Below are 21,974 nucleotides of genomic sequence, written 5' to 3'. Positions count from 1 at the left end.
ATATGGATGATTACAAGGATTTACAAGGTTATCCCTTACAAGCGGGGCAAGGTGCTCCGTTTGCTGGTAGGTTAGTAGATTCAGAAAGAAACGAAAACGGAGTATTTGTGCGAATTCCTTTTGATATGCTAAATAATGCCGGCTTATATGGTGCTAATAAAGTAGAGGTGTGGGGGGAAACGGATGGAACGATATATTTCCGTATTGCAACAAGATGCGAAATCTGTAAACGCGGAGCTCGTCTGTACGCACTGGATATGGGGTTTGCGAAAAAGCACATTTGTATGGAGTGTTATACATCGCTTACCAGTTCTTATCCATCACAAGAACCACTAAAACCAACTAATGAAAATAATACGCAAACAGAGCAGGAGCAGTATTAGCTGGTCTTTTTTTATTTCTGTTTATATTAGTTTTTAAGTATTTAAATTATTAATTATAATATATAATAAATATGATTTTGTTTTCTTATAATTTAATGTTTCATTTTAGGAGGTATATTATGAAAAAAAAGTTTATGTTAACGATGCTGCTGTTTGCATTGATGATAGGATTACATCCTAACTCAATGACAAAAGCAGAAACCATTAACACACAAGGTGATCAATTCGAACAAGGGAAGTATGATTTACAAGCTGGATTTCCATTTGGGCAGAACTGGAACAGGAACTCTCCTTATGCGGGAACAGAGACTAATAAAATAAAATGGGAGTATAAACTTTACGAGAAAGATATTAAAGAAATTCCTACCAGTCTTCATACTCCAAGTTTTACAGTACAACCTGCAATTGGACGTGATGGAACAATCTATATAACAAACAAAACTGTATTAAATAACACCGTAAATAAAAAGATACACGCTTTAAATCCAAATGGTTCATTAAAGTGGAAGAAGGAGATTATAGGAGGGGGAGCCAGTACGCCCGTTATTGCTGAAGATGGAACAATTTATGTTGCTGCAGGGAATTTAATTGCTTTCAATCCGGATGGTTCAATTAAATGGCAAGTGAATGCTTCAAGTATAGATACTCCTGTTTTGGATCATGATGGGACAATTTATCTAAAAGGTAGTAACCGATTATATGCCTATAATCCAGATGGTTCAATTAAATGGTCATCAAATGAAATAAAGGAGGGTTCTGGGGAAACTAATTCTATGCTTATTTCAAAAGATGGCATCATTTACACTTTAGTTTCAGATCTTGGCAATAAATATATCTATGCCCATGATAAAAATGGAAGACAATTATGGGAAAAATATGTTCGTGGGGAATACAATGGCACTGGATTTACTTTAGGGATACATAATGAAATACTTGTAAATACACAAGATATTTTATATGTATTTGATAAAACAGGAAACATAGTGCATCAATTGAAAGAAGAAGGAAGAGAAGCATTACTCTCCGCGCCTACAGTTTCATCTAAAGATGGAACGATTTATGTGGGTGGAAAAGGTTATATTTACGCCTATAATCCAGATTATTCCTTGAAGTGGAAATATCAAACTAAAGGGGATGTTTTTGAAGCGCCTTTAATTGATAAAAATGGGGAAATTTATTTTAGAACAACTAAAGAGGTGTATGTATTGAAACCAGATGCAACACTTAAATGGAGAATGGCTCAATCAAAAACATGGTTTGTTCCTGGTACGGCTACTAATTCAATAACAATGGGGCAAGATGGAAGCCTATATATTCTTGGAAAATATCTTTCATCAAATGGAAATGAAAATTATACTTCTTTAATAGCAATTGGCGACTCTTATACAGATAATGTATGTACTAAAGATAGTACATACATGGAAGTGCTTAAATCGTTGGAAGCAAAGAGTAAAAATGCTAAATTAACAGATGAAGAGAAGAAAGAAGCCCGTGATATTTTGAAGAAATTATCGGATGATCTTGATAAAACAGATAAATAAACACAATTGGAGTAATACAATTGAATGGTTTTTGAGAAAAGAGGGACAATCGTCTCTCTTTTTTATTATAAATAAGGAGATGGAAAGATGGATCGTATTGATGTATTAATGAAAACATTTATTGCTACATTTGGTGGCTTTTGTGGGTATTTCTTGGGAGGATGGGATGCAACATTGAAAATCTTAGTAACGATGGCAGTTATTGATTATCTAACTGGCATGATTGCAGCGGGATATAACGGAGAATTAAAAAGTAAAGTTGGTTTCAAAGGCATCGCCAAAAAGGTGGTGCTTTTTCTTTTGGTCGGAGCGGCAGCTCAATTAGATGCAGCGTTAGGAAGTAATAGTGCTATTCGTGAAGCGACAATTTTCTTCTTCATGGGTAATGAATTACTTTCACTTTTAGAAAATGCCGGACGAATGGGTATTCCGCTTCCGCAAGCTTTAACAAATGCAGTTGAGATTTTAGGCGGTAAACAAAAACAAGAAGATAGAAAAGGAGATGTTAAGTAATGGGACAAATTATTGATATTTCAAAATGGAATGGTGACATTAACTGGCCTATAGCAAAGCAATACATTGATTTCATCATCGCTCGTGTACAAGATGGTTCAAATTATGTAGATCCATTGTATAAAGGATATGTACAAGCCATGAAGCGACATGGTATTCCTTTTGGTAACTATGCATTCTGTCGTTTCGTTTCTGAAAATGATGCAAGAATAGAAGCTCGTGACTTCTGGAACCGTGGAGACAAGAGCGCTACAGTTTGGGTTGCAGATGTTGAAGTGAAAACAATGAATGATATGAGAGCGGGCACACAAGCATTTATTGATGAACTACGTCGATTAGGTGCTCCGAAAGTTGGTTTATACGTTGGTCATCATATGTATGCTCCGTTTGGTATGGCAAATGTAAAATCTGACTTTGTTTGGATTCCTCGTTATGGCGGTAACAAGCCAGCTTATCCATGCGATATTTGGCAATACACAGAGACAGGTAATGTACCTGGTATCGGTAAGTGTGATTTGAACCAATTGATTGGCAGTAAATCATTATCTTGGTTTACAGGAGAAAAACAACCAGAACAAGCTATTGCCAATGGTGGCTATCAATATGTTAAATCTGGTGGTTTTGGTATTTCATTGGTTCAGGAAGTCGTAAATGCTATGAATGAGCGCGGAACAAAAGGGAAGGTTGTCTCTGATCCATTAACTGGTTTAGCTTACTTACAAACTGAAGTATTACCTAATGGTGAGCTTGATAAGATTACAGCTTGGATGGATGAAAGAAACTGGTGGTACGAGTACATTAAAAAATAAAACAAAAGAATAGTTTTATGAAGAAATTATTATCTGGTTCTATATGTAGATAATTATATATTGATTTTCATCTTTATAAATGTTAGGGTAAATATACACCGTTTCTTATTTATCTATGAGTACTGTCTGTAGAACGAATAGAATAATTTGAAAAAGATCCTCTTTTGCACCTATATGCAGAAGGGGATCTTAATTTTTATGAGACTTAAAATTTACTTTTAGATAATGCTTTAAGTACTGGCTTTACAATTAAACCTATTAAACGAAAGCCTTTAAATATAGAGCGTACAACTTTCAAGGAATGTTCCTCCTAGTTGATGTTAATAAATGTATTATTATATAAAAAATAGAGATATAAAAATTTTTCTTCCATTTATCTTGTTCTTTTAAATTCTTCTTTCTCTGCCCTTAGAATCTAGAAAAATAGCATGAAAACTAATTAAAAAAGACAATTATTCTATTTATAAAACTATCCACTAAATTATTATCTTAATTAATCTTTAGAATCCTCATCACTCATAATATATTTGATATCTTCATCTGTAAATTCATTGCCTTTAAATACTGGATGCCCATTTGGATCGAGCATACCCATTACTTTTTTATCCCTATCAGACACAATTAGTGTATAGTCCTCCATAAGAAAAGGGTTTTTTGGTAAATCCACTAATATTCTCCAAGCTGGTCTTATATCATCGTTGTTTCTATTTTCTTTCTCAATTTTAAATGTATAAGCCTCATCAAAGAAAAGCTGGTTGATATCTTCATTAACTACCCCATCTAATTTATTTTTCTTATGATAATGTTTAGCAATTTCTATTGCTTCCTGAGGCTTTAACATCACATCTACAGTAATTTCATTTATTTTCCTATAATGTCTTGAAAAATCTTCTTGTTTTAATCTTATATAATTTTGAAATTCTTCAGTAGACAATTGTTTAAACTCTTCATCAGACATATTTTTATACTTATCTAAAGACATATAAAATTCTCCTTTTATTTATATTTCAATCTTAATCTTTCGATATATTCTATTGAATGGTCAATAGAAGCTTTATCAAATAAATGTTTATTTTTCATTACTTGTTCAAATACATATTCTTCTCTTTCTAACCTACTAAGATTCATATATTGCTCTTTTCCTATATCTAACCACTGCTCTGCATGAAAACCCTCATGATGCATATTTATGACGGATGGTTTTTTCTTTAAATATATATCCCCATTAACAAAATCAAACGCTGCTTCTACATTGTTTGGAAGAATTGTTCCTTTTTTATCTATATTAACTTTTATACCTAATTCTCCCCATTCCTTTTTATACGCTCGAATTTCCTTTCTAGTAGCTAAAGTTTCTCCAATTTCATTGGTTTGAATATTTACTTTTCTAAAATCCAAGTCAGCTCCGCTTGTTGCCTTATTAACTTCAGCTGTACTTTCAGCAAACTGATGAGTAAATAGTTTTTCTTTAGCTTGTTTAAGAGCATTGCTATCTGAGAAAGAGTCTACAATATTTCTGCCTGCATAAGCAAATTGATTTTTTGGCATTAGAATATTATTCAACATGTCAACGCTTTGCTTATACTTATCTAAAGTTATTACGTTTTTAGTACCTTGTATAAAGTTTACACTTTCACTAAGTTTTGAGGTTTTGTCTAACTTTGAAACTTTACCTGATTTTGAAATTTTATCTACACCTTTTGTTCCTACAAAAAATTCAGCAATTGCTAATTTAACTTGCATCTCTACATTTCCAAACCATTTAGCTCTGCTATTCCAATCTCCATTTACAACATCTTGATTCCACGAATCAGAAATAGCTTGTTCTACAGCAGCAAATGTTTCGTCGATGTGAGAAAGAGCATACACAGCACCCTCAACACTATCTATTGGATGTAAAATTGTGTTTAATATTCCTTTAAGTTCATCTAACACCGCTTCATTTTGCCCTTTTTTGTAGTTGTAATATTGCCCAATAAGGGGAGTGTTTTCTATCTGGCGAATAAACTTTTCGTACAACTGATCTATCGCTTCTACGTTATTTTCAACAGTATCTTTAAATTTATCGAACAACGATTCTTCTATAATACTACTTCCTTCAGAATGACGTTTTTTTTCTTCTGTAATCGCTTGGATAGGAGTTATCCACTCCATATTCAACCCTTGCGTACTAAATGTACCACTTGCAGGACTAAAGCCTTTTCCACTTTGAACTTCCGCCAAACCCATCGCAATGCTAGCGGCTAGTTGGAGTGCAGTATCATAATTATTACTAGAAGTATAATTAAATTCATATAGATGTTCTAATTTTTCTTGCAGTTTTTTCCTCATGACAGTAAAGAGATTCGCCATAGCGTCCATACCCGGGAGTGGCATAGCTTGATTGATGGCTTCTATACTTGTTTTCATTCGGTCAATTTCTCGAATTTGTTCTAGTAACTCTTGTTCAACGACATCCGTGGAAGCAACCTGTGATTGGAATTGACTTGGAAAAGCATCATTCTGACGAATTAACTCTTCACACAGATAAATGATTCCTTGTGCTAAAGGGCGAAAGGTTTGTACAAAAAATGATTTTGCACTGCTATATGTTTGTCCTTGTAACACAGTATCAATTGCAAAAGCATCAATCGACTGAATCGCTTGTTCCATACCTTGAATGGTAGCCGTACATACAGCATTCATACTTTGTGTTTGGGCATGTACTTCCCCTAAATACATATTTAAACTCAAAAATCTCCCCCCTTTTATGCGAACAAGTAAATCATACCAATTAAAGGATATATATGTAAATATGCTGCTGTAGTAAACTCAATATCAAAGTAGAACTTTTCCATTTAATTACTAAAGTACCGTCTAATTCGTTTATGGGTACCTGTGAAGAATATGGTATACAAAATAAATTTACAGGATTTGAAATGAATATATAATAGAAGAAAAAAGAAATGTTTATATTGTCGCTACCATGTTGGCGTCAACCTCATGCGCCTAATGGCAACAAAAAACATCTACTTCGTCCCATTCGGGCAAGATGCACCAGAGAAAAAACCGAACTCAATGGTAGCTCGCATGGAGTTGCTTGAAGATACAGTGTTAGAAGCGCTGCAAGGGAAGCAATTGCAACCGGTTGTCGTAGAAAAATTCAGATATATGAATTAAAAAACGAAAAAAAACGGACAATTTTTGATGAAACCATCATTCTTACTGTAGAATATGATAAAATTAACGTTATTAAGATTAGAAGGGGTATTGTATACTCCTTCTGATTCTAAGTTATAGAAGGATTGGTATCTAGAAAGGGGCATAGTGATGGAAAAGCAAAAAACTTTTCATGTCGCTGTAGTTGGAGCAACCGGCGCAGTTGGTGAACAAATGTTAAATACTTTAGAGAAACGAGAATTTCCAATCGGGAAATTAACGTTACTTTCATCTAAACGATCTGCAGGTAAGAAACTTGTATTTAAAGGCGAAGAATTTACAGTTCAAGAGGCAACTCCTGAAAGCTTTGAAGGAGTAGATATTGCACTATTTAGTGCTGGTGGATCTGTATCGAAACAATTAGCGCCAGAAGCAGCAAAACGCGGTGCGATTGTTGTTGATAATACAAGTGCATTCCGTATGACAGAAAACGTGCCACTTGTTGTACCTGAAGTAAATGAAAACGACTTAAAAGAACATAATGGTATTATTGCAAATCCAAACTGTTCTACAATTCAAATGGTAGTAGCTCTTGAGCCAGTTCGTCAGCAATATGGTTTAAAACGAGTAATCGTTTCCACATATCAAGCTGTATCAGGTGCTGGTGCGGCAGCTATTGAAGAACTGCATGAACAATCACAAGCAATCTTAAATGGCGAAGAAGTTAAGGCAAATGTTCTTCCTGTATCAGGTGATAAGAAGCATTTCCCAATTGCTTTTAATGCGATTCCACAGATTGATAAATTCCAAGATAATGGATTTACGTTTGAAGAAATGAAAATGATTAACGAAACGAAAAAAATTATGCATATGCCTGAATTAGAAGTAGCGGCAACATGTGTACGTTTACCAGTTGTATCAGGACACTCTGAGTCTGTTTACATCGAAGTAGAAAAAGAAGGCGTAACAGTAGCAGAATTAAAGAGCTTACTTGCAAATGCGGAAGGTATTGTTCTACAAGATAATCCAGAAGAGCAGTTATATCCAATGCCAGCTACTGCAGTAGGTAAAAACGAAGTATTCGTTGGAAGAATCCGTAAAGATTTAAATAACGATAAAGGATTCCATCTTTGGGTCGTATCTGATAACTTATTAAAAGGCGCTGCATGGAATTCTGTTCAAATTGCAGAGCGCTTAGTAAAATTACAATTAGTGTAAACGGCTAAGAGAAGGTGCAAAATATGAAAATAATTGTTCAAAAATTTGGTGGCACATCAGTACGTGATGACAATGGACGTAAGCATGCGCTTCATCATATAAAAAAATCATTAGCTGCTGGTTATAAAGTAGTTACTGTCGTATCTGCTATGGGCCGTAAAGGTGAACCATATGCAACGGATACGTTATTAAGTCTTGTAAATCAAGAGGAATCTACTATTTCTAAGCGTGAGCAAGATTTATTATTATCGTGTGGAGAGTTAATCTCTGCAATTGTTTTCTCTAATATGTTGAATGAGAACGGTATAAAAGCAGCAGCATTAAATGGTGCACAAGCTGGTTTTGTAACGAATGATGACTTTACGAATGCAAAGATTATTGAAATGAATTGCGATCGTATACATGAAGAGTTAGAAAATGTAGATGTAATCGTCGTTACAGGATTTCAAGGACAAACGAAAAAAGGTGATACGACAACACTTGGACGCGGAGGTAGTGATACTTCAGCTTCAGCATTAGGTGTTGCACTTCATGCTGAATACATCGATATATTCACTGATGTAGAAGGTGTTATGACTGCGGATCCTCGTATTGTAAAAGATGCACGTCATCTTCAAACTGTAACGTATAACGAAATTTGTAACATGGCTTATCAAGGTGCGAAAGTCGTTCATCCACGTGCAGTTGAAATTGCGATGCATGCAAAAGTGCCACTTCGTGTACGTTCTACGTATTCTGATAGTGAAGGTACGCTTATTTCAGCATATGACGGTGCTACAAGAGGTCGTGATGTAGAAGAACGTCCTGTTACAGGCATTGCCCACGTATCAAACGTAACGCAAATTAAAGTGCTTGCAAAAGAAACGGCATATGATTTGCAACAACATGTGTTTAAAGAGATGGCGAACGAAGGAATAAGTGTTGATTTAATTAATATTTCACCTACTGGCGTAGCATATACGGTGAGTGATAATGTATCAAGTCATGCAGTTAAATTATTACAGAACCTTGGATATGAGCCAATTGTGACAGAACATTGTGCGAAAGTATCTATCGTTGGGGCTGGAATGGCAGGATACCCAGGGGTTACTGCGAAAATCGTTACAGCTTTAGCGGAAAAAGGTATTCAAATCCTGCAATCGGCAGATAGTCATACAACAATTTGGGTTCTTGTAAAAGAAACTGATTTAGTGGAGGCTGTAAATGCATTACATAGTGCGTTTGAGCTTTCAAAAGAAAAGCAACTGGAACAATAAGGAGTGAGACCATGATAGATTTTGGGACAATTGCAACCGCGATGGTAACACCGTTTGATATAAACGGGAATATCGATTTTGCAAAGACAACGAAATTGGTAAATTATTTAATTGATAACGGTACAACAGCAATCGTGGTAGGAGGAACGACAGGAGAATCTCCTACATTAACTTCAGAAGAGAAAGTAGCGTTATATCGCCATGTCGTATCTGTTGTCGATAAAAGAGTGCCCGTAATCGCTGGAACAGGTAGCAATAATACGCATGCTTCTATTGACTTAACTAAAAAGGCAACAGAAGTTGGTGTGGATGCAGTAATGCTAGTAGCACCGTATTATAACAAACCGAGTCAAGAAGGAATGTATCAGCATTTTAAAGCAATTGCTGAAAGCACGCCGCTTCCGGTTATGCTATATAACGTTCCAGGACGATCTATTGTACAAATCTCCGTTGATACAGTTGTTCGTTTATCAGAAATAGAAAACATTGTTGCTATTAAAGATGCCGGCGGCGATGTGTTAACAATGACAGAAATCATTGAAAAAACAGCGGACGACTTTGCGGTATACAGCGGTGATGACGGTTTAACGTTACCAGCTATGGCAGTTGGAGCGAAAGGTATCGTTTCGGTAGCCTCTCATGTTATCGGAAACGAAATGCAAGAAATGATTACAGCATTTCAAGCAGGAGAATTTAAGAAGGCACAAAAATTACATCAATTACTTGTAAGAGTAACTGATTCATTATTTATGGCGCCAAGTCCAACTCCAGTAAAAACAGCGTTACAAATGGTTGGATTAGATGTAGGTTCTGTACGTTTACCACTTCTTCCATTAACAGAAGAAGAAAGAGTAACGTTACAATCTGTAATGCAATCTATCCCTCGTTAATAAAAAATGACCTAGTGTAGAACTAGGTCATTTTTTATTATATGCAAATCTTTTCCTCTTTTTCTTACTTATATGTGTTCTTATAAGAATATTAATCGCTTCTTCATTATGTGTATAAGAAAATAATCGAACCCCTTTAACTGAGTCAAAAAATGATAGATATTATGGCATAAACGTAATAAACTACGGTGTCTGTTTTTAGAGAAATCCCCTCAAATGTAACGTAATTCATAAAAAAACTCCATTTTGTAAGTGTTTTTGTTGGATTCTAGAAAAATAAATCTTGAAACTCCCTATTATGAAATGAATTTAGCATATGTATGGCTAGTTCTTCAAAATAATATGGAGTATAAAATCGGAGTAAATATAAAGGAAATACGTTCGATACTTTTGTTGTCATTCCGTTCTTTTCCTCTTTCTTTCGCACGATTTAACTTGTGTTCTATTTCTTGTATCAGGTATAATATGGCTAAGTAGCTTAGTACGGGTATGCTTAGCAAAATTGGGAAAAATTATAATTTAATTAAATTTTCATATCATATCGAATAAGATATTTGATTTATATAATGAAAGAGAGGTGAAACCTGGTTTAAAAAATAAACAAGGACATGATATCGCATAACGGTAAGGACATTCGTCTTGGACGGTGAAAATATGGTGGTTGTAGAGTTTCCCCTGGTGTCTCTGCAATTTTAGTGAAATCAGTGTTTGCAAGATTTTTAAACCAGGCAACAACATGAAGAGAAAAGAGAATGAGTCTGTTAAAGTATTTGCTCTTGGTGGAGTAGGTGAAATCGGGAAAAACATGTACTGTGTTGAAATTGATTCTGAAATCTTTATCGTAGATGCAGGGTTAATGTTCCCGGGAGATGAAATGTTTGGAATTGATATCGTTATTCCTGATATTACATATTTAGTGGAAAATCAAGAGCGAGTAAAAGGTTTATTTATTACTCACGGTCATGAAGATCATATTGGTGGAATTGTGTATGTGCTTCGTAAATTATCTATTCCAGTCTATGCAACGAAATTAACAGTAGGACTTATACAAGAAAAACTTGGTGAAGCGGGCATGTTAGGCCGTGTAGACCTAAAAACAATCGATTCAAATTCAACAGTAGAATTTAACACTACAACGGTGTCATTCTTCGGAACGACACATAGTATTCCGGATTCTGTTGGCGTTTGTTTCCATACATCAAAAGGTGCAGTCGTATATACGGGAGACTTTAAATTCGATCAAACTCCAATTGGAAATAGTGGAGCAGACCTTGGGAAAATGGCGCAAATCGGAAATGAAGGCGTACTTTGCTTATTATCTGATAGTACAAACGCAGAGCGCCCAGGCTATACAGGTTCAGAAAAAGAAGTTGGTGTAGAAATCTCTAAAGTGTTCTACGGTGCAGAAGGTCGTATTATCGTTGCTTCATTTGCATCGAATGTACATCGTATTCAACAAGTATTTGATGCAGCTGCTGAAACAGGGCGAAAAGTAGCGGTAGTAGGACGTAGTATGGTGAAAGTAGTAGACATTGCAAGACGTCTTGGTTATTTAGATGTTCCAGAAGGTATGGTTATTTCATTACAAGAAGTAGACAACTTCCCAGAGAAAAAGGTAGCTATTTTAACGACAGGTAGTCAAGGTGAACCGATGGCTGCTCTATCTAGAATGGCAAAACAAGCACATAAACAAATTTCAATTCGTAAAGGTGATACTGTTATCATTGCTGCTTCGCCAATTCCGGGTAATGAAATATCTGTATCAAAAATTATTGATTTGTTATTTAGAGCTGGAGCTGAAGTTGTTTATTACGGCGAACGAAAAGTTCACGTGTCAGGTCACGGTAGCCAAGAAGAATTAAAATTAATGTTAAATTTAATGAAACCAAAGTACTTTGTACCCGTACATGGTGAGTTCCGTATGCAAAAAGCACATGCATATTTAGCTGAAGATGTAGGTATTACAAGAGAAAATATCTTTATCGTAGAAAAAGGCGATGTAATTGCTTTTGGTGACGATGAAGCAAACTTAGTCGGTAAAGTACAAGCTGGTAATGTTTTAATTGATGGATTAGGTGTAGGTGACGTTGGTAATATCGTTCTTCGAGATAGAAAGATGTTATCTCAAGATGGAATACTAGTAGTTGTTGTAACGCTTGGTAAAGATGAAAAGAAAATTATCTCTGGCCCAGAAATCATTTCACGTGGTTTCGTATATGTTCGTGAATCAGAAGCGTTAATTGAACGATCTACAGAGATTGTACGTATGATTGTTGAGCAGTCAATTAAAGAATATTCAATTGAATGGTCAATGTTAAAACAAAATATTCGTGAATTATTAGGACAGTTCTTGTACGAAGAGACAAAGAGAAAACCTATGATTTTACCGATTATTATGGAAGTATAAAAAGATCACCCTTATGGGTGATCTTTTTTCTTTTTAACCCTATCGAATGAAATTTATAACTTAAGAAATAATAGTTATATACGAGTGAAAGGGGATGCGAAATGACAGAACGTGATCGATATACAAATGAAGAAAAAGAAGCTGAGCCAAAAGAAGCTGGAAAAGAGGCTTCAATAGTTGAAAAAATTCAACAGCTTGGACAGACAAATGTACCACAGATGAATGAATCACGTATTCATTGTTTAACGATTATCGGACAAGTGGAAGGTCATGTTCAATTACCACCGCAAAATAAAACAACAAAATATGAGCATATCATTCCGCAAATTGTTGCGATTGAACAAAATCCGAAAATTGAAGGTTTGCTTTTAATATTAAATACAGTTGGAGGTGACGTTGAAGCTGGGCTAGCAATTTCTGAAATGGTAGCTTCACTTTCAAAACCAACAGTATCTCTAGTTTTAGGTGGGGGACATTCCATCGGTGTACCGATTGCTGTTTCTACTGACTATTCGTTTATTGCGGAAACTGCGACGATGACAATTCATCCAATTCGTTTAACAGGTCTTGTCATAGGTGTGCCACAAACATTTGAGTATTTGGATAAGATGCAAGAAAGAGTCATTCGTTTTGTGACGAAGCACTCGAAAGTAACAGAAGATCGTTTTAAAGAGCTTATGTTTGCGAAAGGAAATTTAACGCGAGATATTGGGACGAATGTAATTGGTGGGGATGCAGTAAAGTACGGTCTTATAGATGATGTCGGCGGTATTGGAAATGCGATTCGAAAATTAAACGAATTAATAGATGTTCGTGCGGAAGATAGTACAGAAGGGACAATGCTACAATGATTTTATATACAATTATGCCAGAGCAACTTGTGTATCCGGTCGATTATTCACAATGTGAAAGTCAAAAAGTTGTAAATATAAATGGTGTGGAATTAATGGTTTCTGAAGAGGAACATGGATGTTATTCTATTGTACGTGTGCTAAGTACGGACCCACTTCACTATTTAGAGTTTGAGCCCGGTCAGAAAATAACCTTTTAGCAAAAAGAAGGATTTTGTTTAGAAGCTATGGTATAATATAAAAAACAAGACGGTTGAGCAGCCATGAGTAGGCTGCTTTCTTCTGTTTATTTAGCATTTTACAAGAAGTGTAAAAATAGAAGATATAAAGACCTGAAAAATAGAGAAAACAGACATATAAATAGAGCATTTTGAAGGGAGCTTTACTTATATGTAGAACACGAGGTGAAGAAATGGCAAAACAAAAGCAAAGAGGGACGAAGGCAAAGGCAAGACGTACGATAAAGCCAACTTTGTATTATGAAATCGTCGGTTTAACTCTTTTTGCACTTTCAATCATTACGATTTTACAGCTAGGCGTTGTAGGGAAATCGTTTGTGTTATTTTTTCGCTTCTTCTTTGGTGAGTGGTACATAATTGGTGTGTTAGGTGTAATAGCTTTATCGGTTTCCTTTGTTATAAAACGCGGATGGCCGAACCTTTTAAATAAACGATTAATTGGATTTTATTTAATTGTATTGGCGATATTAATGTTTAGTCATATTACATTATTTAACCTCCTTACAAAAGATGGAGCAGTGCAAAATACTTCTGTTATTGTGAGTACGAAAGATAACTTCTTTCTTGAAATGAAAAAGGGGCCAGATAGCGTTCATTTAGGTGGTGGTATGTTTGGTGCGCTTATGTTCGCAACATGTTACTTCTTATTTGACGAAGTAGGAGCTTATATCATTGGTATTATTCTAGTTATTCTCGGTATACTTTGTATAACAAATAAGCATATTGGAGAAGTGTTAGCTCCAGTTGGTAGAATTCTTAGAAGTCAGTTTCAAGTGATGCAAGGGGATTATAAAGATTGGAGAGCCAAAAGAACGGCTGAACAAACAGAAAAGAAAAAAACAACAAGAAGCACAAGAAGCAAACGTGCTGCAGAACAAGAAGAAATTATTGAGCCGATGGAAGAAATCTCAATTGATCCTCCGATTATTTCGAATTTCACTGAGAATTATCCTGTAAATGAAGAAGAGGATAAACGAATCGAAGTAGAGCAAGAAGAGTTGATCACTTCACCGTTTATTGAAGAGACTCCGCCAATTGAAGAACCAAAGAAAAAGCGTGGAGAAAAAATTGTTGAATCGTTAGAGAGTGAAGCGCAAGCACCTCCTATGCAATTTTCAAATGTAGAAAATAAAGATTACAAGCTTCCTTCACTTGATATATTAAAATTTCCAAAGAATAAGCAAGTTACAAATGAAAATGCGGAAATTTATGAGAATGCTCGTAAATTAGAACGTACATTCCAAAGTTTTGGAGTGAAAGCGAAAGTAACAAAAGTGCATAGAGGTCCTGCAGTTACAAAATATGAAGTGTATCCTGATATGGGGGTAAAGGTAAGCAAAATTGTCAGTTTAAGTGATGATTTAGCCCTTGCTTTAGCCGCAAAGGACATTCGTATTGAAGCGCCAATTCCCGGGAAATCAGCTGTAGGGATCGAAGTTCCAAACTCAGAAGTTTCGATGGTAACGCTGAGGGAAGTTCTTGACTCTAAGGCTAATAATCATCCGGAAGAGAAGTTGTTAATTGGTCTTGGCCGAGATATTACAGGTGAAGCTGTATTAGCCCGTCTAAATAAAATGCCTCATTTACTCGTAGCTGGTGCGACAGGTAGCGGGAAAAGTGTATGTATTAACGGTATTATTGTTAGTATTTTAATGCGTGCAAAACCACATGAAGTAAAATTAATGATGATTGACCCGAAAATGGTAGAGCTAAATGTATATAACGGTGTACCTCATTTGTTAACGCCAGTTGTAACTGATCCGAAAAAAGCATCGCAAGCATTGAAAAAAGTTGTGAGTGAAATGGAACGTCGTTATGAATTGTTTGCTCATAGTGGTACACGTAACATTGAAGGATACAACGATTATATAAAAGAGCATAATAGTCAATCAGAAGCGAAACAACCCGAATTACCTTATATTGTAGTAATTGTGGACGAGTTAGCAGATTTAATGATGGTTGCTTCGTCTGATGTAGAGGATGCGATTATGCGTCTAGCGCAAATGGCTCGTGCTGCTGGTATTCATTTAATTATTGCAACGCAACGTCCGTCAGTTGACGTTATTACGGGTGTTATTAAAGCAAATATTCCATCACGTATTGCATTCGCTGTATCTTCTCAAACAGATTCTCGTACAATTCTTGACGGTGGTGGTGCAGAGAAGCTACTAGGTCGTGGAGACATGCTGTTTATACCAATTGGTGCATCGAAACCTGTACGTGTACAAGGCGCATTTTTATCAGATGATGAAGTTGAGAGAGTTGTAGAATATGTTATTGGACAGCAAAAAGCACAATATCAAGAAGATATGATTCCGCAAGATGTTCCTGATACGAAGCAGGAAGTAGAAGATGAATTATATGATGAAGCGGTTCAACTTGTAGTGGAAATGCAAACAGCATCTGTTTCTATGTTACAACGTAGGTTTAGAGTAGGTTATACGCGAGCTGCTCGCCTAATTGATGCAATGGAAATGAATGGTGTAGTAGGTCCGTATGAAGGGAGTAAACCGAGAGAAGTACTCATTAATGATGTACAAGAAAAAAGTTCTTAAAAAAAGCCTAATTGTTTTTACAATTAGGCTTTTTTATATAGTGTTTTTGTTATATACTATACTCAGCGATAAAGAAAGGGCTTACATTTAGGGGTGCCCTTTAGAATACGAATACTTTGAGTATGTTTTATGTAAATGTTCGATATTTAATGTAGAAAAATGTTAGATTTTGTTGACACGTATGAGAGCAAGTGGTAAGATTACTTCGAAAAGAATCACTGCCTCATATAATCTTGGAGATAAGGTCCATAAGTTTCTACCTGGCAACCATGAATTGCTAGACTATGAGGGGAAAAGTGTGTAACAAAGGATGTAAAGGATCTTTGTGCCGAACTTTTTCTCGAAATGAGGAATGTTTATGGTGCAAAGTTTTTTTTATGCAATAAAGAGTGAAAATTTTATTTTAAAAAATTATTATTATTTATTCGACAATTACACTTATTTTGGTGTTTAGTCATTTGTACTATGTTGTAAGTTGAAAAAAGAGAAAAGAAGTCTTACATCAGAGGTCGAATAATTGAAATGCGGGGGAGTCTTATGTCAGTAAAATCTGATAGTCGTCACCTATATCTACGGGTGATTGATCACATCAAAGAAAAAATTAAAGATGGCGCTTATAAAGAACGACAAAAGTTACCATCAGAGTTTGATTTAGCGAAAGAACTTGGCGTAAGTAGAGCGACTTTAAGGGAAGCGTTGCGTATTTTAGAAGAAGAAAATGTTGTCATTCGTAGACATGGTGTAGGGACATTTGTAAATGCAAAGCCATTATTTTCTTCTGGAATAGAACAACTTTCTAGTATTACAGATATGATTTCTAGTGTGGGGAAAACACCAGGAACAATCTTTTTATCATCATCTACTACAACTTTAACAGAAGAGGAAAAAGAGAAGTTTAATAGTGAAGATGGTTTTAATGCAGTGATGATTGAACGCGTGCGTACAGCAGATGGGGAACCTGTTGTGTATTGTATCGATAAACTTGCAAAAGAAATATTGCCAGACTTATCGGGTTACAATGAGGAATCATTATTAACGGTGATACATAATAACACGCATAAGCGCATAACATATGCGGTTGCTCACATTGAGCCAATTGGCTATCACCCTAAAATCTCACCAATTTTAGAATGTGAGCCTGAAACAGCACTGCTTGTATTAAAACAAATGCACTATGATCAAAATGATGAGCCAATCTTATATTCTATCAATTACTTTAGAGCTGATAAATTTAGCTTCCACGTATTAAGAAAGCGTATGTAGGTAAATTCCTTTTTAGGGAGGTGACAGCAAGAAGTAAGGAACAGCAGCGTAAGAATAAATAAATATATATCATTTTTGGAGGGGTTTCTAGTATGAAGAAAAAAGCAGGCCTTTTATTATCATTAACTTTAGCAGCAAGTACAGTTTTAGGTGCATGTGGTAACTCGGATAAGGCGAGCAGTGACAAGAAAGACACGAAAGACAATAAAGACTTCAAGGTTGGTCTCGTAACGGATGTTGGGGGCGTTGATGATAAGTCATTTAACCAATCTTCTTGGGAAGGGTTACAAAAGTTTGGTAAAGATAATGGTTTAAAAGAAAAGACAAATTATCGTTACCTTCAGTCTGAAAAAGAAGCTGATTATATTCCGAATTTAAAAAAATTCTCAAAAGATAAATATGATTTAACATTCGGAATTGGTTATAAATTAGAAGGTGCAATTAAAGAAGTAGCAAAAGAATCTTCAAAACAACAATTTGCAATCGTAGATACTGTTGTAGATGCACCGAACGTAACGAGTATTACGTTTAAAGATCATGAAGGATCATTCCTTGTAGGTGCGGTAGCAGCTATGTCAACAAAATCGAATAAAGTAGGATTTGTTGGTGGAATGAAAAGTGATTTAATTAGTAAATTTGAAAATGGATTTAAAGCTGGTGCAAAGGCAGTAAATCCAAACATTGAAATCGTATCTGAATATGCAGAAGCATTCGATAAGCCTGAAAAAGGTACAGTTCTTGCTTCAGCAATGTATGGTCAAGGCGTAGACGTAATTTATCATGCTGCTGGTGGTACAGGTAACGGTGTGTTCACAGAAGCGAAAAACCGTAAGAAAAAAGGTGAAAATGTTTGGGTAATCGGTGTTGACCGTGACCAACATCAAGAAGGTATGCCTGAAAATGTAACATTAACTTCAATGATTAAACGTGTTGATGTAGCAGTAGAAAAAGTAGCTAAAGAAGCAAAAGATGGGAATTTAAAAGGCGGGAAAATTGAAGAGTTTGGCTTAAAAGATGACGGTATTGGTATTTCAAAAACAACTGATAACGTGAAAAAAGTTAACCCTGAAATTTTAACAAAAGTAGAAGAGCTTGAAAAGAAAATTACAGCCGGTGAAATTAAAGTGCCAGCTACAGATAAAGAGTATAAAGAATATGAAACTTCTCTAAAAAAATAAATAGAGAAATAGCAAAGGTTAGTTCATAGAACTAACCTTTGTATGTATAAAACTTCCGAATTGCTTAATAAGTTAATAGTGTAATAGGGAATGTTCCCTGTTAAAAGGAGGAACACAATGGAATACGTAATTGAGATGAATAACATTACGAAAGTATTCCCAGGCATTGTAGCGAATGATGATATTACGCTGCAAGTAAAGCAGGGTGAGATACATGCTTTACTTGGAGAAAATGGTGCAGGGAAATCCACATTGATGAATGTACTATTTGGTTTGTACCAACCAGAGCAGGGTGAAATTAAAATTAAAGGTAAACCTGTAAAAATCACAAATCCGAATATAGCAAATGACCTTGGTATTGGAATGGTCCATCAACACTTTATGCTTGTTCATAATTTTACAGTTACAGAGAATATTATTCTCGGAAATGAACCGAAGAAAAAAGGGAAAATTGCTGTTGAGGAAGCTGCTAAAGAAATTCAAAAACTGTCTGAACAATACGGTTTATCTGTAGATCCATATGCGAAAATACAGGATATTTCAGTTGGTATGCAGCAGCGTGTTGAGATTTTGAAAACTCTTTACCGCGGTGCAGAAATTTTAATATTTGATGAACCAACAGCTGTGTTAACACCGCAAGAAATTCATGAGCTAATTCAAATTATGAAAAAGCTTGTGCAAGAAGGAAAATCTATTGTTCTTATTACACATAAGTTGAAAGAAATTATGGAAGTTTGCGATCGTTGTACGATTATTCGTAAAGGAAAAGGGATTGGAACGGTTGACGTTGCAAATACGGATGAAAATAAACTTGCAGAATTAATGGTCGGACGTCAAGTGAATTTTAAAACAGAAAAAATAGACGCGAAGCCAAAAGAAGAGGTACTTTCAATTGCAAACCTTGTTGTTCACGATGCACGTCAACTACCTGCTGTAAAAGGCCTTGACTTAACTGTTCGTGCGGGGGAAATTGTTGGGATTGCAGGGATTGATGGAAACGGACAAAGTGAATTAATAGAAGCAATTACTGGTTTACGAAAAGTTGAGTCAGGTTCTATTGCAATTAAAGGAAAAGAAATAACAAATTGGCCTGTTAGAAGAATAACAGAAGAAGGAATTGGTCATATTCCAGAAGATCGTCATAAACACGGACTCGTTCTTGATTTTTCTGTTAGAGATAATATAGTTCTGCAAACGTATTATAAAAATCCATTTTCAAAGAAAGGGATTTTAAATTTCAGCAAAATTACAGAAAAAGCAAAGGCTCTTATTGAACAGTTTGATGTGCGTACACCTGGTGAGCAAACGTTAGCACGCGCTCTATCTGGGGGGAATCAACAAAAAGCAATTATTGCACGTGAAGTAGACCGAAATCCAGATTTATTAATTGCGGCACAGCCAACACGTGGTTTAGATGTAGGAGCAATTGAATTTATTCATAAGAGATTAATAGAGCAAAGGGATAAAGGAAAAGGTGTATTACTTTTATCATTAGAATTAGATGAAATCTTAAATGTTAGCGATCGAATTGCTGTTATTTATGAAGGGGAAATTGTAGCAATAGTTGATGCGAAAGAAACGAATGAACAACAGCTTGGATTGTTAATGGCTGGAGGAACAAAGAAGGAGCAGGTGGGTACAAATGGCTAAAAAGCTTTTAACAGAACGAACGATAAATATTTTAGTCCCAGTACTATCCGTTATTTTCGGCTTACTTGTAGGAGCGATTGTAATGCTAGTTAGTGGCTATGATCCAATTGTTGGTTATAGTGCACTTTGGACAGGAATGTTCGGCAGCGCAAGTGCGATTGGTGAAACGCTCCGTACAATGATACCGCTTATTCTTGCTGGCTTATCGGTGGCGTTTGCATTTCGTACAGGTTTATTTAATATCGGGGTAGAGGGTCAATTGTTAGTTGGTTGGCTTGCAGCGGTTTGGTTCGGTTATGCAGTCTCACTACCAGCTTTCCTTCATATTCCATTATCTATTTTATTTGCAGCATTGGTAGGCGGAATTTGGGGCTTCATTCCGGGATACTTAAAAGGGAAGTTTCAAGTGAATGAAGTTATTGTAACTATTATGATGAACTATATCGCGTTGTATGTAACGTATGACATCATTAAGCGTTTCTTACATGCGGGTAATGACAAAACGTATGATATTAAAGAGAGTGCTTCACTATCTTCAGACTGGCTTGCTTCTATTACTGATGGTTCACGTCTACACTGGGGAATTATTGTAGCAATTTTAATCGCTATTTTAATGTGGTTCTTATTAGATCGAACAACTTTAGGTTACGAATTAAAGTCAGTAGGATTTAATCAGCATGCTTCTCAATATGCAGGTATGAAAGTTTCTCGTAATGTAGTATTCTCCATGACAATTGCTGGTGCATTTGCGGGGATTGGTGGAGCGATGGAAGGATTAGGGACATTCCAGAGTATGACAGCGATGTCTTCGTTTACAGGAGTAGGATTTGATGGGATTGCCGTAGCATTACTTGGAGGGAATAATCCGTTTGGTATAATCCTTTCAGCTTTATTATTTGGTGGTTTGAAAAGTGCTTCCCCTCAAATGAACTTTGAGGCAGATGTACCGTCAGAGCTTATTAATGTAATTATTGCATGTATCATCTTCTTTGTTGCATGTAGTTATGTGTTAAGATGGGCGCTTACACGCATGAGCAAGGAGGGGAAATAAATGAGCTTTTTAGATATATTAGCCATTCTTGTGACGGGTACGTTATATACATCGGCACCTATCATTTTCACAGCACTAGGTGGTGTATTTAGTGAACGATCGGGTGTTGTAAACATCGGATTAGAAGGACTAATGCTATTTGGTGCATTTATTGGAGTCGTTACAAACTTATTAATGGGTGATACTTGGGGAACGATGACTCCGTGGATTGCGTTACTATTTGCGGCAATTGGTAGTGGGTTATTTGCATTACTTCATGCGGTAGCTTCTATTACATTCCGAGCAGATCAAGTTGTAAGTGGTGTAGCCATTAACTTCTTATCTCTTGGTTTAACAGTATTTGCAATTAAGAAGATTTTTGATAAAGGGCAGACTGACTTTATTCAGTATCGTATTGAAAAGATTGATATTCCAGGACTTTCGGATATTCCGGTTTTAGGGAAAATATTTTTCTCGAACGTACCAATAACGTCATATATTGCCATTATTTTAGCATTCGTTGTTTGGTATGTTATTTATAAAACACCGTTCGGTCTTCGTCTACGTGCTGTTGGTGAACACCCAATGGCAGCGGATACGATGGGGATTAACGTATATAAAATGCGCTATATTGGAGTCTGTATTTCAGGAGTGTTTGCTGGAATTGGTGGAGCGATTTTTGCAATGTCAATTTCTAATAACTTCTCAGGGGCAACTATTACAGGACAAGGTTTCTTAGCTTTAGCTGCTATGATTTTTGGAAAGTGGAATCCACTAGGCGCACTAGGTGCAGCTCTATTCTTTGGTTTTGCGCAATCTCTAAGTGTAACGGGCGGAACAATCCCTGTATTAGATCAAATTCCAAGTGTTTTATTAACGATATTACCATATATATTCACAATATTAGCGCTTGTCGGTTTTGTAGGTCGTTCTGAAGCTCCGAAAGCTTTAGGAACTCCTTATGAAAAAGGAAAACGATAAGTATTTTATAAGTATAAAAAAGCTCGCACATTAGTGTGGGCTTTTTTACATAGAATATATTTAATACGGAAT

General features: G+C 35.7%; 18 protein-coding genes, 1 pseudogene and 1 riboswitch. Of the genes and pseudogenes, 17 read left to right on the top strand and 2 right to left on the bottom strand.

The window, feature by feature from the left end; translation table 11 throughout:
* Positions 1–2 precede the first annotated feature (2 nt).
* From ACTFSL_RS11330 to ACTFSL_RS11315, 4 genes are all read left to right on the top strand, one after another.
* A complete protein-coding gene (locus tag ACTFSL_RS11330; RefSeq protein ID WP_440041749.1) occupies positions 3–383 on the top strand; it encodes a hypothetical protein in 381 nt (126 codons plus the stop codon).
* Positions 384–502: 119 nt separating this feature from the next.
* A complete protein-coding gene (locus ACTFSL_RS11325) occupies positions 503–1,924 on the top strand; it encodes an outer membrane protein assembly factor BamB family protein (protein WP_440041747.1) in 1,422 nt (473 codons plus the stop codon).
* Between the two features lie 87 nt (positions 1,925–2,011).
* On the top strand, positions 2,012–2,437 hold the full coding sequence (locus ACTFSL_RS11320; RefSeq protein ID WP_440041745.1) for a phage holin family protein: 426 nt from the start codon (positions 2,012–2,014) through the stop codon (positions 2,435–2,437).
* Positions 2,437–3,246 carry a GH25 family lysozyme gene (locus ACTFSL_RS11315; RefSeq protein ID WP_440041744.1) on the top strand — a complete coding sequence of 270 codons (810 nt, stop codon included), beginning with the start codon at positions 2,437–2,439 and terminating at the stop codon, positions 3,244–3,246. The genes ACTFSL_RS11320 and ACTFSL_RS11315 overlap by 1 nt, the downstream gene beginning before the upstream one ends.
* A gap of 493 nt (positions 3,247–3,739) precedes the next feature.
* On the opposite strand, the gene ACTFSL_RS11310 is transcribed toward ACTFSL_RS11315, so the two are convergent.
* Together ACTFSL_RS11310 and ACTFSL_RS11305 are read right to left on the bottom strand one after the other, a co-directional pair.
* Positions 3,740–4,228: a hypothetical protein gene (locus tag ACTFSL_RS11310; protein ID WP_097888358.1), complete on the bottom strand. Its 489-nt coding sequence runs from the start codon at positions 4,226–4,228 to the stop codon at positions 3,740–3,742.
* A gap of 14 nt (positions 4,229–4,242) precedes the next feature.
* The gene (locus tag ACTFSL_RS11305; protein WP_427338892.1) at positions 4,243–5,979 is read right to left on the bottom strand and encodes a zincin-like metallopeptidase toxin domain-containing protein; all 1,737 of its coding nucleotides are present in this window, start codon (positions 5,977–5,979) and stop codon (positions 4,243–4,245) included.
* Between the two features lie 237 nt (positions 5,980–6,216).
* Here ACTFSL_RS11305 and spoVFB point away from each other — a divergent pair.
* From spoVFB to ACTFSL_RS11240, 13 genes and pseudogenes are all read left to right on the top strand, one after another.
* Positions 6,217–6,405, top strand: a pseudogene (gene spoVFB / locus ACTFSL_RS11300) (dipicolinate synthase subunit B); the annotation flags it as partial.
* A gap of 150 nt (positions 6,406–6,555) precedes the next feature.
* Positions 6,556–7,602 (top strand): aspartate-semialdehyde dehydrogenase, encoded by a 1,047-nt coding sequence (asd, locus tag ACTFSL_RS11295; protein ID WP_000414846.1) that lies wholly within the window; start codon positions 6,556–6,558, stop codon positions 7,600–7,602.
* 23 nt (positions 7,603–7,625) lie between these two features.
* The gene (gene dapG, locus ACTFSL_RS11290) at positions 7,626–8,858 is read left to right on the top strand and encodes an aspartate kinase (protein ID WP_000692451.1); all 1,233 of its coding nucleotides are present in this window, start codon (positions 7,626–7,628) and stop codon (positions 8,856–8,858) included.
* A gap of 11 nt (positions 8,859–8,869) precedes the next feature.
* On the top strand, positions 8,870–9,748 hold the full coding sequence (gene dapA, locus ACTFSL_RS11285) for a 4-hydroxy-tetrahydrodipicolinate synthase (protein WP_000564763.1): 879 nt from the start codon (positions 8,870–8,872) through the stop codon (positions 9,746–9,748).
* Positions 9,749–10,484: 736 nt separating this feature from the next.
* Positions 10,485–12,155: a ribonuclease J gene (locus ACTFSL_RS11280; RefSeq protein WP_000823096.1), complete on the top strand. Its 1,671-nt coding sequence runs from the start codon at positions 10,485–10,487 to the stop codon at positions 12,153–12,155.
* Between the two features lie 101 nt (positions 12,156–12,256).
* Positions 12,257–13,006, top strand: a complete 750-nt coding sequence (gene tepA / locus ACTFSL_RS11275) for a translocation-enhancing protein TepA (RefSeq protein WP_000139806.1) — start codon at positions 12,257–12,259, stop codon at positions 13,004–13,006.
* Positions 13,003–13,206 carry a YlzJ-like family protein gene (locus tag ACTFSL_RS11270; protein ID WP_000605036.1) on the top strand — a complete coding sequence of 68 codons (204 nt, stop codon included), beginning with the start codon at positions 13,003–13,005 and terminating at the stop codon, positions 13,204–13,206. The genes tepA and ACTFSL_RS11270 overlap by 4 nt, the downstream gene beginning before the upstream one ends.
* Before the next feature lie 212 nt (positions 13,207–13,418).
* Entirely contained in the window at positions 13,419–15,800 is a 2,382-nt protein-coding gene (locus ACTFSL_RS11265; RefSeq protein ID WP_001118782.1) for a DNA translocase FtsK, read from the top strand.
* 203 nt (positions 15,801–16,003) lie between these two features.
* A riboswitch (purine riboswitch) is annotated at positions 16,004–16,105 on the top strand.
* A gap of 232 nt (positions 16,106–16,337) precedes the next feature.
* Entirely contained in the window at positions 16,338–17,063 is a 726-nt protein-coding gene (locus tag ACTFSL_RS11260; RefSeq protein WP_000114182.1) for a GntR family transcriptional regulator, read from the top strand.
* 92 nt (positions 17,064–17,155) lie between these two features.
* A complete protein-coding gene (locus ACTFSL_RS11255; protein ID WP_440041741.1) occupies positions 17,156–18,241 on the top strand; it encodes a BMP family lipoprotein in 1,086 nt (361 codons plus the stop codon).
* A gap of 117 nt (positions 18,242–18,358) precedes the next feature.
* On the top strand, positions 18,359–19,891 hold the full coding sequence (locus ACTFSL_RS11250) for an ABC transporter ATP-binding protein (RefSeq protein WP_000456913.1): 1,533 nt from the start codon (positions 18,359–18,361) through the stop codon (positions 19,889–19,891).
* Positions 19,884–20,942, top strand: a complete 1,059-nt coding sequence (locus ACTFSL_RS11245; RefSeq protein ID WP_001085254.1) for an ABC transporter permease — start codon at positions 19,884–19,886, stop codon at positions 20,940–20,942. Before ACTFSL_RS11250 ends, ACTFSL_RS11245 begins: the two co-directional genes overlap by 8 nt.
* Positions 20,943–21,902 carry an ABC transporter permease gene (locus ACTFSL_RS11240; RefSeq protein WP_000008856.1) on the top strand — a complete coding sequence of 320 codons (960 nt, stop codon included), beginning with the start codon at positions 20,943–20,945 and terminating at the stop codon, positions 21,900–21,902.
* Positions 21,903–21,974: the final 72 nt, after the last annotated feature.

Origin of the sequence: Bacillus cereus group sp. MYBK108-1 (assembly GCF_051917185.1) — a bacterium.
GTDB lineage: Bacteria > Bacillota > Bacilli > Bacillales > Bacillaceae_G > Bacillus_A > Bacillus_A cereus.
This window is presented reverse-complemented; position numbering and strand designations above follow the sequence as displayed.